The 18,777-nt window shown below is 36.5% G+C and carries 12 protein-coding genes and 1 tRNA gene; 5 read left to right on the plus strand and 8 right to left on the minus strand.

Annotation, left to right across the window (positions count from 1 at the left end; translation table 11 throughout):
* Window positions 1-14 precede the first annotated feature (14 nt).
* From ileS to folE, 3 genes are all read right to left on the minus strand, one after another.
* Window positions 15-2,822 carry an isoleucine--tRNA ligase gene (gene ileS / locus ACSYSW_RS01325; protein ID WP_491705058.1) on the minus strand — a complete coding sequence of 936 codons (2,808 nt, stop codon included), beginning with the start codon at window positions 2,820-2,822 and terminating at the stop codon, window positions 15-17.
* 254 nt (window positions 2,823-3,076) lie between these two features.
* Entirely contained in the window at window positions 3,077-4,045 is a 969-nt protein-coding gene (gene ribF / locus ACSYSW_RS01330; protein WP_491706122.1) for a bifunctional riboflavin kinase/FAD synthetase, read from the minus strand.
* A 184-nt stretch (window positions 4,046-4,229) separates the two neighbouring features.
* Window positions 4,230-4,889: a GTP cyclohydrolase I FolE gene (folE, locus tag ACSYSW_RS01335; protein WP_491705057.1), complete on the minus strand. Its 660-nt coding sequence runs from the start codon at window positions 4,887-4,889 to the stop codon at window positions 4,230-4,232.
* A gap of 228 nt (window positions 4,890-5,117) precedes the next feature.
* Here folE and ACSYSW_RS01340 point away from each other — a divergent pair, with 228 nt between their 5' ends.
* Entirely contained in the window at window positions 5,118-6,305 is a 1,188-nt protein-coding gene (locus ACSYSW_RS01340) for an efflux RND transporter periplasmic adaptor subunit (RefSeq protein WP_491705056.1), read from the plus strand.
* Window position 6,306: 1 nt separating this feature from the next.
* A complete protein-coding gene (locus tag ACSYSW_RS01345) occupies window positions 6,307-8,274 on the plus strand; it encodes a MacB family efflux pump subunit (RefSeq protein ID WP_491706121.1) in 1,968 nt (655 codons plus the stop codon).
* Window positions 8,275-8,349: 75 nt separating this feature from the next.
* Here ACSYSW_RS01345 and ACSYSW_RS01350 read toward each other — a convergent pair whose 3' ends face one another.
* Window positions 8,350-9,192: a DsbA family protein gene (locus tag ACSYSW_RS01350; RefSeq protein ID WP_491705055.1), complete on the minus strand. Its 843-nt coding sequence runs from the start codon at window positions 9,190-9,192 to the stop codon at window positions 8,350-8,352.
* A gap of 15 nt (window positions 9,193-9,207) precedes the next feature.
* Window positions 9,208-9,477 carry a YihD family protein gene (locus ACSYSW_RS01355; protein WP_491705054.1) on the minus strand — a complete coding sequence of 90 codons (270 nt, stop codon included), beginning with the start codon at window positions 9,475-9,477 and terminating at the stop codon, window positions 9,208-9,210.
* 375 nt (window positions 9,478-9,852) lie between these two features.
* Between ACSYSW_RS01355 and mobA the strand changes: the two genes are divergently transcribed.
* The 3 genes from mobA (at window position 9,853) to metF (ending at window position 13,849) form a co-directional block, all read left to right on the plus strand.
* Entirely contained in the window at window positions 9,853-10,428 is a 576-nt protein-coding gene (mobA, locus tag ACSYSW_RS01360) for a molybdenum cofactor guanylyltransferase MobA (RefSeq protein WP_491705053.1), read from the plus strand.
* Window positions 10,429-10,568: 140 nt separating this feature from the next.
* Window positions 10,569-12,842 carry a 5-methyltetrahydropteroyltriglutamate--homocysteine S-methyltransferase gene (gene metE / locus ACSYSW_RS01365; protein WP_491705052.1) on the plus strand — a complete coding sequence of 758 codons (2,274 nt, stop codon included), beginning with the start codon at window positions 10,569-10,571 and terminating at the stop codon, window positions 12,840-12,842.
* Window positions 12,843-12,970: 128 nt separating this feature from the next.
* The gene (gene metF / locus ACSYSW_RS01370; RefSeq protein ID WP_491705051.1) at window positions 12,971-13,849 is read left to right on the plus strand and encodes a methylenetetrahydrofolate reductase [NAD(P)H]; all 879 of its coding nucleotides are present in this window, start codon (window positions 12,971-12,973) and stop codon (window positions 13,847-13,849) included.
* 54 nt (window positions 13,850-13,903) lie between these two features.
* On the opposite strand, the gene ACSYSW_RS01375 is transcribed toward metF, so the two are convergent.
* From ACSYSW_RS01375 to carA, 3 genes are all read right to left on the minus strand, one after another.
* Window positions 13,904-13,980, minus strand: a tRNA-Met gene (locus ACSYSW_RS01375).
* Window positions 13,981-14,163: 183 nt separating this feature from the next.
* On the minus strand, window positions 14,164-17,382 hold the full coding sequence (gene carB, locus ACSYSW_RS01380; protein ID WP_491705050.1) for a carbamoyl-phosphate synthase large subunit: 3,219 nt from the start codon (window positions 17,380-17,382) through the stop codon (window positions 14,164-14,166).
* A 2-nt stretch (window positions 17,383-17,384) separates the two neighbouring features.
* Window positions 17,385-18,545 (minus strand): glutamine-hydrolyzing carbamoyl-phosphate synthase small subunit, encoded by a 1,161-nt coding sequence (carA, locus tag ACSYSW_RS01385; RefSeq protein WP_491705049.1) that lies wholly within the window; start codon window positions 18,543-18,545, stop codon window positions 17,385-17,387.
* Window positions 18,546-18,777 lie beyond the last annotated feature (232 nt).

Raw genomic sequence — 18,777 nt, forward strand, 5'->3', positions numbered from 1 at the left:
AAGCCATTTTGTCATTATGCAAAGTGACGAATTTCACCAGCACCATTGATATTAATATCACAACGTTTACATAAATGTGTTGTCGGATCATTATCTACCGTGTAATGCCAACAACGCGGACATTTATCACCTAACGCTTTGGCTAAATCAATTTTCAGCCCAGCAATATCACTTTGTACGGCGGTTGCTGTAGCTTCAGATAATGGTTTAACGCTAGCTTGTGAAGTAAGTAACACAAATCGTAATTCATCACCTAATTGCGCCAGTTTTGCCGCAATTGCCTCATCGGCGTAAAGTGTCACAGCGGCTTCAAGTGAACCGCCGATAACTTTATCATTACGTCCTTGTTCTAAGATCTTATTGACTTCACTACGAATAGTTAAAATAGTTGACCAATAGTCATTATTTAATGCTTCATCTTTAGCGAGGGTAAATAAATCGGAGTACCATTCATCTGTAAAAATAAATTCAGATTTATTAGCCGCCGGTAAATATTGCCAAATTTCATCGGCTGTAAATGATAAAATAGGGGCAATCCAACGAACCATGGCCTCTGCAATATGATAAAGCGCTGTTTGACAGCTTAATCTTGCAATACTATCTTTCTTCGCTGTATATTGGCGATCTTTAATAATATCTAAGTAGAAAGAGCCCATCTCGATCGAACAGAACTGCATAATACGTTGCACGACTTTATGAAAATCGTAATTTTCATAAGCTTGCATAATATCATCTTGTGCTTCTTTTGCCATTGCTACAGCCCAGCGATCTAGTACCACCATATCTTCAGGCTTAACCATTTCTTTTGTAGGATCAAAGCCATTTAAATTTGCCAGTAAAAAACGAGCGGTATTTCGAATACGACGATAGCTATCTGCTGCACGTTTTATAATTTCATCTGAATAACTCATTTCGCCTGAATAATCGGTCGATGCTATCCATAAACGTAAAATATCGGCGCCAAGTTTATCCATGACTTCTTGCGGAGTAACAATATTACCGAGTGATTTTGACATTTTGCGACCTTGTCCATCAACCACAAAGCCATGGGTTAATACTTGTTGGTAAGGTGCTTTATGTTTAACGGCGGTCGATAACATTAATGATGACATAAACCAACCGCGATGTTGATCAGAGCCTTCTAAATATAAATCCGGTGCATGACTTTCAAATTCAGGACGAACAGCAACAACCGATAAAGATGTTGAGCCAGAATCAAACCAGACATCTAATGTGTCAGGAATTTTTCGGTATGTGTCCGCATCTGGTCCAAGTAACTCTCTTTCATCTGCATCCCACCATGCTTGAATCCCCTTTTTTTCGACTAACTGCGCAACTTTCTCAAGAAGTTCAAGTGTGTTTGGATGAAGTGTTTCAGTTTCTTTATGCACAAATAAAGGCATTGGCACGCCCCAAGTACGTTGCCGAGAAATACACCAATCAGGGCGATTTGCCACCATGGTTTCGATGCGTGCTTGTCCCCAATCTGGGATCCAGCGTACTTGCTTAATTTCGCCTAATGATTCTGCACGTAATTGTTTTTTATCCATACTAATAAACCATTGCGGCGTTGCACGATAAATAAGCGGCGCTTTATGTCGCCAACAACAAGGATAACTATGCTCAATAACGGCATGATGTAAAAGGGCATTTTTTTCGGTTAATAAGTCAACGATGATTTTGTTAGCTTTAAATACAAATAATCCGTCTAAACCGGCGCCTGTTCCTGTTACATAACAGCCTTTACCATCAACAGGGTTTGCAACTTCAATATTATATTTTTGACCGACCATAAAGTCTTCAACGCCGTGACCAGGAGCCGTATGTACAGCACCTGTACCTGCATCGTTGGTTACATGATCGCCAAGAATAATGGGTTCATCAAAATCTAAAAATGGATGAGCGAAACGAAGAAGCTCAAGATCAGTTCCTTTGCAAGTACCTAAAATTTTATAATCAGTTATATTGGCACGAGCTAATACAGTAGGGGCTAAATCTGATGATAAAATTAAACATTCTTTGCCGTTAATTTCAATTAATTGATATTCAAAATCAGGATTAAGTGAAATGGCACGACTTGCAGGTAATGTCCATGGTGTTGTTGTCCAAATAACGGCATAAATAGGCAGATCGGTTTTAACATGGAATTTTTCGGCGACCGCGTCATTGTCAACAGCTTTAAATTTAACATCAATAGCTGGCGACGATTTGTCGTAATATTCGACTTCCGCCTCAGCGAGTGATGACATACATTCGGTGCACCAATGGACGGGTTTTGCCCCTTTAACTAAATGACCGTTTTCAATCACTTTTCCAAGTGTGCGGATAATATTTGCTTCGGTAGAATAATCCATTGTTCGATATGGATTTTGCCAATCGCCTAAAACACCCATACGAATAAAATCTGTTTTTTGTAATTCGATTTGCGAAGCAGCATAATCACGACAAATTTTACGAAATTCAGCAGCCGAAACTTTAATGCCAGGTTTACCCACTTGTTCTTCCACTTTTTGTTCGATAGGTAAACCGTGACAATCCCATCCTGGAATATAGGGGGAATCATAACCACTTAACGTTTTGGATTTGATAATAATATCTTTAAGAATTTTATTAACGGCATGACCAATATGAAGTTTGCCATTTGCATAAGGAGGACCATCATGCAAAATAAAGGCTTTTTTGCCTTTTTTAGATTGGCGAACTTTACGATAGAGTTCGTTATTGTACCAATTTTGTAACATTGCCGGTTCACGCTTAGCCAGATCTCCCCGCATAGGAAAACCTGTTTCAGGGAGATTCAATGTGTTCTTATAGTCTGTCATGCTGATGTATTCCAGTTAAAAATGTTTATAAGATGATAAAGAAAATATAAATTGAGCTAATGATTTAGCCCCGTGTTTAATCATAATCTTTATGATTAATTGCTATCAATTTAGATCTTCATCAATTTTATCTTGATATGCATAATCTTAATGAGATTCTGCAAAACCTTATTTATTAGTTCTAAAAATAAGTAGCCTTAATAATAAATAATTTTAAAACTATTTTTTCACAACATTATTTGTCTAAACGTATTTTAAGAATTTAATGTTGCGAAGATTGTTTTAGCCTCTTCAACATCTTGAGTAATTTGTTGTTTAAGTGCCTCTAACGAATCAAATTTTTGTTCGTCACGTAATTTTTCTATAAATAAAATACGCAAAGTTTGCCCATAGATATCACCCGAAAAATCAAAAATATGCGCTTCTAATACGGCATTTTTACCATTAATCGTTGGTCTTAAACCGATGTTCGCAACACCATAATAATGCTGTTTTGTACAAAGATTGAAGATTTTAACGACATATACCCCCGATAAGGCGGGTTTTTTACGTTGTAAAAGAATATTGGCAGTTGGGAAGCCTAATTTCCGAGCAAGTGCATTACCATGAATCACGCGTCCTTGAATCGTATAATCGCGCCCTAACATTGTGTGCGTTAATTCAAAATCATTATGTTGTAGTGCTTCTCGTACCGCAGTACTACTAATACGCATTTGACTAGAATCTTGTAAATTTTTTCTGATCAACGATGGCATACTTTCAATCTGAAAAGCACCACGTGATGCATAGTCATTTAATAATGCTAGATTTCCTTGCCGTTTTGCACCAAAACGAAAATCATCTCCAATAATGATATATTGTGCTTGTAGCTTATTTATCAACCATTGTTCTATAAAATTTCTGGCTGATAGAGTAGCAAACTTAGTCGAAAATGGAACCACGATTAAATAATCAATGCCTAATTTTTCGATAAAAATCACTTTTTCGCGTAATGATGTTAATCGAGACGGTGCATTTAAATTGTGATTTTGCGTTGCAAAAAACTCTAATGGTTGTGGCTCAAAAATCATCACAACTGTTGGTAAATTTAATGCGTTACCTTGCTTGATTAGGCGATTTAATAATTTCTGATGTCCTAAATGCACGCCGTCGAAATTGCCCAAAGTGAGAGCACATCCCGTAAATTGATGAGTTAAATTTTCGATGCCGCGGATAATCTTCATGAAAACGGTATAATTAGCAAAAGTAGCCAAGAATTATACCAATCTTTCTTGAAGATGCACGTACTATAAAAGGGATTTTTATAATGACGTTTCGACATTAGATTTATTTTACAATCAAATCAGAATAAACATTAATATTTAGCTTATTTGGATTTTTATTGTAAAAAAAGCAAGATAAGCGAATTTAATAATGATTTAAAGCACGTAAAAATTCTTGTCGTGTACTTGGATTTGTTTTAAAGCCGCCGCCTAATGCTGTTGTCGTTGTGATGCTACTAGAATCTTTAATACCGCGCGCTTTAACACAATAATGCGTCGCATCAATTGAAACTGCAACATTAACAGTACCTAAAAGCGTTTGTAAGGCAACGAGAATTTGTTGTGTTAATCTTTCTTGCACTTGTGGGCGCTGTGAAAAAAATTCGACGATACGATTGATCTTCGATAAGCCAATGACGCTATCTTTAGGAATATAAGATACTGTCGCTTTACCATCAATAGTAACAAAATGATGTTCGCAAACACTGGTTAAGGTAATATCTCGAACGGTGATCATTTCATCGACTTGCATTTTGTTCTCGATCAAGGTGATTTTGGGGAAATTTTCGTAATAAAGTCCCGCGAAAATCTCGTCGACATACATTTTAGCGACACGGTGCGGCGTTTCTTGCAAACTATCATCAGCAAGATCCAACTCCATTAATTTCATTATTTCCCGAAAATGGGATTCAATTTGTTTTTTACGATCGGAATTATCCATTGTTAGGCGACATAATGGCGTTTCAAGGTTTTTAGCAGCAAGGGCTGCTTTTACTTTGTGGGCTTCAGGACTGATTTCGTGCATATCACAGGCTCGTCTTATAAGGTTAACGCATTATATACTTGAGTTTGCTTAAGATGAAATAAAATAAATAAGCAGTAAAAATAAACCGATGATACTATTTCTATGTAAAAGATTCTATGTAAAAGAAAATTTAGTTGTTGCTTAATACGTAAATGATATTGATAATAATTATCAAATGAGCAAAAGGTATCATACATTGATGCAAAAATAACAGAAGGATGAATTAGATTGTCAAAATATTTTAAAATCAAATGGTTAATATCGGCAGTTTTATTATTAATTATAGTCTATATCGGTAAAATTATTTTTTTCCCAGCGCCAGCAACGGTGAATTACATCACCTCAAAAGTGACTAATGGTAATGTGAAGCAAACCGTTTTAGCTGATGGTGTGATTAGTGCATTCAAACAAGTAAGTGTTGGTGCGCAAGTATCGGGGCAAATTAAAAAATTGTATGTGCAGTTAGGGGATGAAATCCAGCAAGGTGATATGATTGCTGAGATTGATGATCTCAAACAAAATAATGATCTTAAACAAGCCGAGGCATCATTAACGAGTCTTGAAGCACAGCGCCAATCAAAAGAAGCGAATTTGGTAAATTATCGTTTAACTTATGAACGGCAATTAAAGCTGATTAATAAAGGTGTTGGGGCGCAATCTGATCTTGATGCGGCAAAAGCTAATTTAGATGCCATTAAGGCTGATATTCGTGCCTTGGATGCTAATATTATCAGCGCTAATATTGCGGTTGATACAGCAAAGGTTAATTTAGGTTATACCAAAATTACCTCACCTATTAGTGGTGTTGTAGTTGCGATTCCTGTTGATGAAGGTCAAACCGTTAACTCAGTGCAAAGTGCACCAACTATCGTTAAAGTTGCGCAATTAGATAAAATGACGGTTGAAGCACAAATTTCAGAAGCTGACGTGATTAACGTCAAAAAAGGTATGCCCGTTTATTTTACTATTTTAGGTCGTCCTAATGAGAGTTTTACTGGACTCACTTTACGTGCTATTGAACCCGCACCTGATTCGATTAATAGTGAAAGTACAACTAGCGCCATTAGCTCATCGACGACATCTGCTATCTATTACAATGGTTTGTTTGATGTCGACAATCCCAATCATATTTTACGTATTTCGATGACAGCGCAAGTCTATATCGTGTTAGCTGAAGTCAATAATGTGCTTACTATACCAGCGCAAGCCATTCAAAAAAGCTTACCGGATAATAATGCCCTTGTTTACGTATTAGAAGACGGTAAATTAAACCAGCAAAAGGTTAAACTTGGCATTAATAATAATGTTGAAGTTGAAGTAAAATCTGGATTAAAAGAAGGGCAAACGGTTGTTATCAGTAGTACCAATGGCGGCACAATTAGCAATAATTCAAGAACACCAAAGGTACGTTTCTAATATGATATCAACAACACCTTTAATTCAACTTACTAACATTGTTCGAGAATTTCCTGCTGGTGATACAACTATTCGTGTTTTAAAAGACGTTAATTTAACGATTAATGCAGGTGAAATGGTTGCGATAATAGGCTCTTCTGGCTCTGGTAAATCGACTTTAATGAATATTTTAGGGTGCCTTGATAAACCGAGTTTTGGCACTTATCTAATTAGTGGACGCAATACCGGACAATTATCATCAGATGAGTTAGCCGAACTTAGGCGAGAACATTTTGGTTTTATTTTCCAACGTTATCATCTTTTAAATACTTTAACCGCTGAAGGTAATGTCGAAATTCCAGCAATTTACGCTGGTATGAATAGTGATGAACGTAAACAAAAAGCGGATTCTATTTTAACGCGCTTAGGACTGGGCAATAAAATTCATAATAAACCTAGCCAATTATCGGGTGGGCAACAACAACGTGTGAGTATCGCTCGAGCATTAATTAATGGCGGGCAAATTATTTTAGCCGATGAGCCAACGGGTGCGCTTGATAAGCAAAGCGGGTTAGAGGTAATGACGATTTTACGTCAACTGCATGCCCAAGGGCATACTGTCATTATCGTTACTCACGATAGTAATATTGCGCAAAGTGCTGAACGTATTATTGAGATTAGTGATGGCAATATTATTTCCGATCAACCTAACGCCCATTTTAAACCTATTGAAGATCATACGACGCCTGCGAAACAAATTGCTGCCACAAAAACACAGGATAATTTGTTGGCTAAATATGGACGTTTTAAAGATGCCTTTAAAATGGCAATTTTATCGATGCTTTCTCAGCGTTTACGAACCTTTTTAACAATGTTAGGCATTATCATTGGTATTGCCTCTGTTGTTTCGATTGTTGCTTTAGGCAATGGTTCTACAAAAAAACTGCTTGATGATATTAATTCGATGGGCACAAGTACGTTAGAAATATACCCAGGGAAAGGATTTGGTGATCGCAATGCCAGCAAAATAACGACTCTAAATTCAGCTGATGCAGATTTTTTAGCACAACAAAGTTTTATTCACAGTGCGACACCAAACATAGCAACCAGTGTTTATTTCAGAGTAGGAAATCAAGCGGTTAATGGTATGGTTAATGGTGTTGGTGAGCAATTTTTCGAAGTGCGTGGTTACACAATTACACAAGGTTATGCCTTTAATCAAACGAGTGTTGCCCAATCTGCTCAAGATGCTGTGATCGATGAGAATACGGTTAAGCGTTTATTTGCTAATACGGATCCTATTGGTAAAATTTTAATGGTAGGTAAATTACCCGTTAGAATTATTGGTGTGGCAACTAAATCGCAGCAAGGATTTGGAAGTAACGAAAGCTTAAATATTTGGTTACCTTATACGACAGTGATTAATCGAATGGTTGGGCAAACTTCGTTAAGAAGCATAACGGTACGTATTGAAGATAATGTCGACTTATCGATGGCTGAACAAACGATCAATAAAATGATATTACAGCGCCATGGTGTGCAAGATTTTTATATTTTTAACTCTGACAGTATTCGGGAATATGTCGAATCAACGACATCTGTGATGACATTATTAGTTTCAGCGATTGCATTAATTTCATTAGTTGTCGGCGGTATTGGTGTCATGAATATTATGCTCGTCTCAGTAACGGAAAGAACGCGTGAAATTGGTGTTCGCATGGCTGTTGGGGCGCGTTCGAGTGATATCTTACAGCAATTTTTAATTGAATCGGTTCTGGTTTGTTTAATTGGTGGCACTTTAGGCATTTTATTATCTTTTATAATTGGGATATTTTTTGATCTGTTTGTCACTCAATTTGCGATGAGTTTTTCTAGCACGGCAATTATTGCTGCTTTTACCTGTTCAAGTTTAATCGGTGTTATTTTTGGTTATCTACCCGCAAGTCGTGCAGCCAAACTCGATCCAATTTATGCTTTAGAAAGAGAATAATTAACGATTTTATCGCTACCATAAAAAAGGGTATACCAATTAGCATAATGGTATACCCTTTTTTACTTTACAGTCTTATTTGCTTTTTGTTTGCTTAGTACCTGCTTTTTTAGTTGTCTCTGTTTTATTTTTATCAGTTTTTGCTTTTTCTGTTGATGTTAATGTCGTTAAAAAAGCAGTCGTACGTGCATAATCGTTGATGGTATCTTCTGGGCTAATTGAGTTTAGACCGCGCGGATTGACATAATATTTACGATTAACGACGACAGCAGGAATTGAATTTGGGCGAATTTGATCTAAAGCTTCATTTTGCTGCGCGATAAAGGCGCGCGTTAAAAAGCTATTTGCTGCTTTATCATAATCTTCATTACTAATGCCGATGTTATTAAAAATCACTTTAATATCATTTGCCGATTTAAGTGAATTTTCGTTGTGAATGGCATTATAAAATGCATGGGCTATTTTATCTTGCACATTTAAAACGTTAGCAATCGCCCAAGCTTCGGATAATTCAGGAGATAGTGGACCAAAATCACCTAAATGATATTGGCGAAATGAGACATCTGCCGGTAAAGCATTAGCTATCTTTTCAGGTCCATGATAGTCCATTTCAAATTTATAACAGCTAGGGCAGTTAAATGAAAAGAATCCAATGACCTCTTTATCAGGTGATTGCGCCGTTGATAAAACAACATATTGTTTATCTTTTTCAATCGCTTCAAAAGGTGTGCCTTGAGTTGTTGTTTCAATCACGGTCACTTTTTTAGGAGTCGGTTTTTGATCAGATGGTGTTTGTGGGTTTTCAGCATTAACTGTTTCGATTTTAGAACTCTCTGTCATTGCTTTTGCATTAACATCATTTGCAAAACAGTTCATTGAAAATAAAATTGTACTAACAGCAATTAATGTTTTTTTCATTAATTATTCTCCTTGTTATTCCTTAATTATGCCACGAGCTTTTAATAATGCAGTTTTAAAATCGTCTTCATAATCTTTTTTTAAGCCTGGTATGACTGCATTTTTATCACAATCGCGCATTTTTAAATGGTAAATTAAAACTTCATCACTTAAATCGCTCAAGTCGCCGCTAAATCCAGCTTCTTGACCTAATTTAGCTAAAAACTGTAATAAATTTAAGTCAGCATCATTTTCCCATGCATTTTGTAAAAGTTCAATTAACTCATCAATACGGTGACATTTCATAATTAATAACCTTTATTTTATCTTTAATTAGCATCAAAGATTTTTTAAAAATTTAACTTACTGAAACGAATTAGTTCACTTAAGTCATCATTAAATCACTTTAACGATAAAATATGCCAATATTTACTTTTTAAAATAATCATGATTCAAAAAGTCGTTTATTAAAGTGATAGTGTATTAAAATAATAATTTATTAAAGCAATAGTTTATTAAAACAATAGTTATCTAACAAAAATAGGCGATAGCGCGACTAAATCCTTACAGAATGAATTCTTTCTAAAGTTATCTTACTTAAAACTAAGACATAAACTTGCAAAAAGATGGATCTATAGTAATGTTATTTTGTTTTTTCGCAATGTAAAAGAGCAATATTTTATGCAAAAACCGACCTTAACTGCGATTATTTTAGCGGGGGGACAAAGTACCCGTATGCAAGGCAACGATAAAGGGTTGCAGCTTTTGCATAATAAACCTTTGTATCAGCATGTTATAAAGCGTGTTTTGCCACAAGTAAATTATCTACTGATTAATTGTAATAAGAATAGGCAAGAATATGCTATTTCGGGCTTTGAAACTTTTTGCGATGATTTTAGTGGTTACTTAGGGCCTTTATCTGGTATTTATAGTGGACTTATTCGTAGTCAAACAGATTGGAATCTTTTTGTTAGTTGTGATACGCCATTTTTACCCGATGATTTAGTGACTCGATTAGTTTTTGCAATTGACAATCAATTAGCCGCTTATCCTTATGATGGGCAATATTATCATCCAACTTTATTACTAATTCATAAACAAACCGCTGTAAAATTAGCACAGTATTTAAAAAGCGGTCAGCGTAAACTTATGCAATTTTTAGCACAAATTGATGCAATTGCAGTAGATTTTGCTGATAAATCGTCCTCTTTTCAAAATATCAATACCTTACAACAACTTGACCAGTTGCATCATTAATATCGTCGACAAATGGCTTGTTAATATAGATAAAAACTATAACAAACAATAAAAATTTGCCATTATTCAATAGTATTTTTTTTTGTTATCTTTTTAAACCAGAGAATTTTTACCTATAACTAACTTTAAAAGGATGAAATATGAAGACTGCTGTTATTGGTTACCCGCGTGTGGGTAAACTTCGAGAGTTAAAATTTGCTACAGAAGCTTATTTCAAAGGTAACAAAACGCAAAGTGAATTATTAGAAGAGGCTAAAAAATTACGCGTTGAACATTTAAAACTGCAAGTAACTCATCATATTGATTTTATTTCTTCAAATGATTTTTCATTTTATGACGCCATTTTAGATACGGCGTGTTTATTAAATGCGGTTCCTAAACGTTATCAAGATTTAGGTCTATCAGACTTAGATCGTTATTTTGCGATGGCAAGAGGTTATCAAGGTGATAAAGGTGATGTGCGTGCGCTTGCAATGAAAAAATGGTTCAACACCAACTACCATTATTTAGTGCCTGAAATCGACGATTCTGTACAAATTAAATTAGCAAGCACTAAACCTTTTGATGACTATCAAGAAGCGAAATCATTAGGTATTCAAACAAAACCGGTTATTATTGGCCCATTAACATTTTTAAAGCTAGCTCACTTTACGGGTCAGAAGAATAGTAATGATATTAAAGGTGATATCATTACCACTTATCAAACCATTATTCAACGCTTCAATCAATTAGGCGCGAACTGGTTACAGTTAGATGAACCTATTTTAGTCACGGATCTGACTAAAGACGATATAGCTTTATTTGACGAGCTTTATCAAGCCATTTTATCAACTAAGGGGAATACCAAAATCGTCTTACAAACTTATTTTGGTGATGTCCGTGATTGCTATAAGACATTAGTTAATTTGCCTTTCGATGGTATTGGTTTAGATTTTGTTGAAGGTAAACAAACGCTTGATTTAATAAATAAACACTCATTTCCGTCCAATAAAGTCCTTTTTGCTGGCGTGGTTAACGGTAAAAATATTTGGAAAAACAATTATCAAAAAACGTTATCCTTACTTACTGAGCTAAAACCCCTGGTTAATGATTTGGTGATTAATACCTCGTGTTCTTTATTACATGTTCCTTATACTTTACAAAACGAAACAAAATTAACAGAGCAACAACGTGCATATTTTGCTTTTGCGCAAGAAAAGTTACAAGAGCTTGCCGATTTAGGACAATTAGCTGAACAGGTAGATAATACGGCTCATTCGCTATTACAAGCGAATCAACAATTATTTAACCAAACTCGTGAAGGCATCAATGCACAAGTTCGTAAACGGGTTGAAGATTTAAAACCTGCTGATTTTACGCGCGAGCCGGCTTTTCCCGTACGTGAAGTTGCTCAAAAAAATGCCTTTAATTTTCCCTTATTACCGACAACAACGATTGGATCTTTTCCACAAACACCAGATGTTCGCCTAAATCGTGCTAAATTTAAAAAAGGGGAGATTTCATTCGACGCCTATACAGAATTTAATAAACAAAAAATTGCTGAATGTATTCAATTACAAGAAGATATTGGTATTGATGTGTTAGTGCACGGAGAATTTGAACGTAATGATATGGTCGAGTATTTTGGTGAAAGTTTAAATGGTTTCCTTTTTACCGAAAAAGCATGGGTACAATCTTATGGTACACGTTGCGTTAAACCACCAATTATTTGGGGTGATGTGTCGCGCTCCAAACCGATCACAGTGGCTTATTCTAAATATGCGCAAAGTTTAACGGATAAGCCGGTTAAAGGCATGTTAACGGGTCCTGTGACTATCTTAAATTGGTCATTCCCGCGTGAAGATATTTCTCAAAAAGACTCGGTATTTCAAATTGCCTTAGCGATGAGTGATGAAGTACTCGATCTTGAAGCGGCGGGTATTCGAATTATTCAAATTGATGAGGCGGCATTAAAAGAGAAATTACCCCTTCGCCATGCCGATTGGCATAGTGAATATTTAGATTGGGCGATCCCTGCTTTCCGTTTAATGCATAGTAAAGTCAAAGTAGTAACACAAATTCATACACATATGTGTTATAGCGAATTTGCTGATATTATTCGTGATATAGATGCCATGGATGCCGATGTTATCTCATTTGAAGCATCTCGCTCTAACCTTCAATTAATTGATGTATTAAAAGCGAACAATTTCCAAACTGAAGTTGGACCGGGTGTTTATGATATTCATTCACCACGTGTTCCATCGGTCGAAGAAATTAAACAAACTATTGATAAATTACTCACCAAAATCGATAAGCAAAAATTATGGATTAATCCAGACTGTGGTTTAAAAACGCGTGGTGAAAAAGAAGTGGTGTTAAGTCTAAAAAATATGGTTGAGGCGACATTACAAGTCCGAAAAACATTAAATTAATATTTATGACTTAAATGATAAATCAGTTTAGGTGATAACCTAACATGAATCATTTTAATAGATAGCACATAATGAAAGAAAGATGGGACTTGATAATAGTCCCATCTTTATAGAAAGGAATAAAACAAATGAAGACAAATCAATTATTTAAAAAAAAGACGGTATTGTCATTTGAGGTTTTCCCACCTAAAAAAACTTCACCAATTGAAACAATTTATAGCACTTTGCGTGAACTTGGCTATTTTAAGCCCGATTTTATTAGTGTGACTTATGGTGCCGGTGGCAGTTTAAATAATCAAACCAGTCTTGAGATTGCACATGCTGTAAAACATACTTATGGTATTGAAAGCGTTGCCCATTTACCCGGCATTAATTTTACTAAGCAAGATATGAAACAAATGCTTGCTGATCTGGCAAGTGCTGGCATTGATAATATCTTAGCTTTACGCGGCGATATCGGACCGAATGTTGTACCAAAAAATGATTTTAACTATGCCAGTGAACTTGTTGCTTTTATTAAAGAAAATGGCGATTTTAATGTCATTGGCGCGTGTTATCCAGAAGGGCATCTTGAGGCATCAACCTTAAAACAAGATCTGATTAATTTGAAAGAAAAAGTTAATGCCGGCACGGATCAGTTAATTTCACAATTATTTTTTGATAATGAATATTTTTATTCTTTTTTAGACAAGGCGAAAGATCTGGGCATTAATGTTCCTATTGAAGCCGGTATTATGCCTGTCACCAATAAAAATCAAATTGAAAGAATGGTGACTATGTGTGGCGTTAATTTACCAAAGAAATTTAAGCAAATGATGGATAAATACGAGCATCATCCTGATGCATTTCGTGATGCGGGTCTTGCCTATGCCATTGATCAGATTGTTGATTTAATTTCGCAAAATGTTGACGGCATTCATCTTTATACGATGAATAATAGCTATATAGCAAGACGCATAAATGAATCGGTTTCAAGTTTGTTTGAAGTATCAGCCAAAACGTATTAGCTAAAGTCGTGGATTTAATAAAGAGAGAAAAATGACAATCTTGATAACTAGAAATGGTTGCGGGGGCTGGATTTGAACCAACGACCTTCGGGTTATGAGCCCGACGAGCTACCAAGCTGCTCCACCCCGCGTCAAAGAGGTGTGTATCTTATAGCAAAATAGTAAGAATGCAATAGTTTTTTTGTAAAATAGGTGGTTATTGGCATTTTTGAATGAATCTTTACGTTATTTTAAAGGTAATTTAACGGCGTTATCCTATAATAAAGCGAGGTGTTCCTCGCTCTATTATTTTTAAGTTATTTAAGGTTACTCATTTATGCCAATTGATAAAGCGTCTGTAATGAAATAACAGATTGCGTTGGATCATAGTCTAAGCCGGCGAGCGTTGCAAAGCTGGCATTTATGGTTGTGTCATAATGGACTTTATATTGTATCGCACTGCGCCTTAGTATTTTGGATGCTTCAATTGCTTCTCGTCCCGATGTTGTATTTAAAATATAACTGTATTCGCCATTTTTTATATGATCATGAATATTTGGGCGTCCTTCGTTTTCTTTACGGACGACTTGGCACTCGATGCCAGCTTGATTGAGTATTTCAGCTGTGCCAGAAGTCGCGGCTAAGCTAAAACCATGCTGACATAATTTTTTAGCGATATCGATAAGATGATGTTTATCATGATCGCTAACTGATAGTAAAGCTTTTCCCGATTTTTTCATCGTTGAAAAACTAGCCAGTTGTGCTTTAGCAAAGGCTTCGGCAAAAGTTTTAGCAATGCCCATGACTTCGCCTGTTGAGCGCATTTCTGGTCCTAAAATTGGATCAACGCCGATAAATTTATTAAAGGGCAATACTACTTCTTTAACGGAATAATAAGGTGGGATGATTTCGCTTGAGATCTGTTGTTTAGCGAGAGATTGACCCGTCATGATACGTGCGGCAATTTTGGCTAAAGGCACCCCCGTTGCTTTAGAGACAAATGGCACAGTACGCGCAGCCCGTGGATTAATTTCAATCAGATAAATTTGGTTATCTTTTATCGCGAATTGCCCATTCATTAAACCTTTAACATTCAGCTCAATGGCTAACTGCGTTGCTTGTTTTCGTAAATTATCCAACATATCGGCGCTTAATGAATACGTTGGCAATGAGCAGGCTGAATCGCCTGAATGAATACCCGCTTGTTCAATGTGCTGCATAATGCCACCGATGACGACCTCCTTACCATCGGCTAAGACGTCAATATCGATTTCAATCGCCTCATCTAAAAAATGATCTAATAAAACAGGGGCATTATTGGATTCACTGATGGCGGTTTTAAAATACTTGATGAGATCGTCATTGTTATAAACGATTTCCATTGCGCGTCCACCAAGTACGTAAGATGGGCGAACAACAAGGGGATAACCAATTTGAGCTGCTTTTTGTAAGGCTTCTTCTATATTCATCACTGTTGCATTTACTGGCTGCTTAAGTTGTAATTTATCGACTATATTTTGGAATTTTTGGCGATCTTCGGCGCGGTCAATAGCATCGGGTGAGGTACCAATAATTGGTACGCCTGCTTTTTCTAACGCGCGCGCTAATTTAAGCGGCGTTTGCCCACCATATTGCACAATGACGCCAAGAGGTTTTTCGAGTTGCACGATGGCAAGGACATCTTCAAATGTCACCGGCTCAAAATACAGTTTATCCGAAGTATCATAATCTGTTGATACGGTTTCTGGATTACAATTAACCATAATGGTTTCAAAACCATCTTCACGCAGAGCTTGTGCGGCATGTACGCAGCAATAATCAAATTCAATGCCTTGCCCAATTCGATTTGGTCCGCCACCAAGAATCATAATTTTAGGGCGATTAAATTGTGGGTTTGCCTCGCATTCTTGTTCATAAGTTGAATATAAATAAGCGGTATCTGTCGCAAATTCCGCTGCACAGGTATCAACGCGTTTATAAACAGGATGAATCTGAAATTGATACCGTAGTTCTCGAACTTCATGCTCTTCGACTTGCAATAATTGCGCTAATCGTTTATCTGAAAATCCGCGGCGTTTAAGCTTACGTAAGGTGTCTACATTAAGATCGGTTAATAATGTTCCTTTTAGATTATTTTCAATAGTTATTAATTGTTCTATTTGTGCTAAAAACCACGGATCAATATGGGTTAAGTTAATGACTTCATCTAACGTGATCCCTTGTCGAAACGCATCGGCAATATACCAAATTCGCTCAGCGCCGGCTTCTTGCAATTCATAACGAATTTTAGCTAATGAAGCTTGGGCATTATCTTTTATTTTAGGATCAAATCCACAAGCGCCAACTTCAAGACCACGTAACGCCTTTTGTAGTGATTCTTGAAAAGTGCGACCAATTGCCATCACTTCGCCAACGGATTTCATTTGGGTCGTTAATCTATCATTACTACCCACAAATTTTTCGAAATTGAAACGCGGAATTTTTGTTACCACATAGTCAATGGAAGGTTCAAAAGAGGCGGGCGTTTTGCCGCCGGTAATATCGTTTGCGAGTTCATCTAATGTATAACCCACTGCGAGTTTTGCCGCAATTTTAGCAATGGGAAACCCCGTTGCTTTCGAAGCTAATGCTGATGATCGGGATACACGTGGATTCATCTCAATCACAATTAATCGTCCTGTTTTGGGATCGACCGAAAATTGCACATTAGAGCCACCTGTCTCAACGCCGATTTCTCGTAATACCGCAATCGATGCGCTGCGCATAATTTGGTATTCTTTATCGGTCAATGTTTGCGCTGGGGCAACTGTTATCGAGTCGCCTGTGTGTATTCCCATAGGATCAAAGTTTTCAATCGAACAAACAATAATACAATTATCATTTTTATCGCGTATGACTTCCATTTCATACTCTTTCCAACCAATTAATGATTCATCAATCAACAGTTCACTTGTTGGCGATAAATCCAGCCCACGCGTGCAAATATCATCAAACTCTTCACGATTATAAGCGATACCACCGCCTGTTCCACCCATGGTAAAAGAGGGGCGAATAATACACGGGAAGCCTACTTTTTCAAGCACGGTATAAGCTTCGTCAAGCGTATGCGCAATGCCTGAGCGTGCCGTTTCCAGTCCAATCTTTTTCATGGCTAAATCAAATCGCTTGCGATCTTCGGCTTTATCAATCGCATCGGCTGTTGCGCCAATCATTTCAACATTAAATTCCGCTAAAACGCCATGTTTTGCTAAGGCTAATGCACAATTTAACGCGGTTTGTCCGCCCATGGTTGGTAAAATTGCATCGGGGCGCTCTTTTTCGATAATATTACGTACCGAGCGATAATCAATCGGCTCGATATAAGTCGCATCTGCCATTTCGGGATCGGTCATAATGGTTGCAGGGTTGGAATTAACTAAAATAACGCGATAGCCTTCTTCACGCAGTGCTTTACAAGCTTGTGCGCCAGAATAATCAAATTCGCATGCTTGACCAATCACAATCGGACCTGCTCCAATAATTAAAATACTTTTAATATCTGTTCGCTTCGTCATGTTTATTGTTCCTGCTGATAAGTTTTAATTAAATCAATGAAGTGATCAAAAAACAATGCGGCATCGCTTGGACCGGGGCTCGCTTCGGGGTGACCTTGAAAACTAAATGCGGGTTTTTCAGTATGATGAATACCTTGAATTGAACCATCAAATAATGATTGATGGGTAATTTTAATTTGTGCCGGTAAACTGGTTTTATCAACGGCAAAACCATGATTTTGTGCTGTTATCATCACTTTTTGAGTTGATAGATTTTGTACAGGGTGATTGCCGCCATGATGACCAAATTTCATTTTAATCGTTTTAGCCCCACTGGCTAAGGCTAATAATTGATGACCTAAACAAATACCAAAAATCGGGATATCTTGGTCTAAAAATGTTTTTATTGCGTTAATGGCATAATTACAAGGCGCAGGATCGCCAGGTCCATTTGATAAAAAAATACCATCAGGGTTAAGCGCAAGAACTTGCTCGGCAGGTGTTTTAGCTGGAACCACTGTTAAATGGCATCCTCTATCAACTAACATCCGTAAAATATTACGCTTGATGCCAAAATCATACGCAACGACATGATAAGGTAAATCAACAGTCGTTTGAGGCGAAGTAAGATCTTTAATAATATTGATAGAGCCATAACGCCATTCATAAGGTAATGAGCAGGTCACTTTTTGTGCTAAATCTAATCCTTTTAGTCCCGCAAAGGTATTGGCTAATTTAATCACATTATTTAATTTTAAATGTAAAGCCGATTTAGAATCACCTGTAATAATCACACCATGTAAAGCGCCTTTTTCTCGGAGGAGTCGGGTTAAGCGACGAGTATCGATATCAGCAATAGCGACAATATGATGATCTTGTAAATACTTAGGCAAATCTTGTTGATAACGATAATTACTTGGGATTAATGATAGATCTCGAATAATGAGTCCTTTAGCATAAATTTTTGTGGATTCTTCATCGATATCATTGGTACCTACATTGCCAATATGAGGCTCTGTTAAGGTAATGATTTGTTCACTATAAGACGGGTCAGTTAAAATTTCTTGATAACCTGTCATTGAGGTATTAAAAACAACTTCACCGAGTGTTTGCCCATCAACGCCAATGGATTGACCTAAAAAGTAGGAGCCGTCTTGTAAGACGAGTAAAGCATAATTGTGCATAATTAACCGACCTTACTGTTGAATAAAAAATCATTATATATGAATATAAATTCAATCCATTTTACATGGATGACGTAAGCTAGCAAGCATTTTATTACATTGTTAATGATAAAGACACTAGCAATTAAAAATATATTATCTCATCATTTATTATTAATTTTGTCTAAAAAATGAGATTTCTCTTATACTAGAATCTTCGATTATTGATTTTTTGTTACGTGGCTTGAATTTG

The organism is Gilliamella sp. ESL1225, from assembly GCF_058502635.1.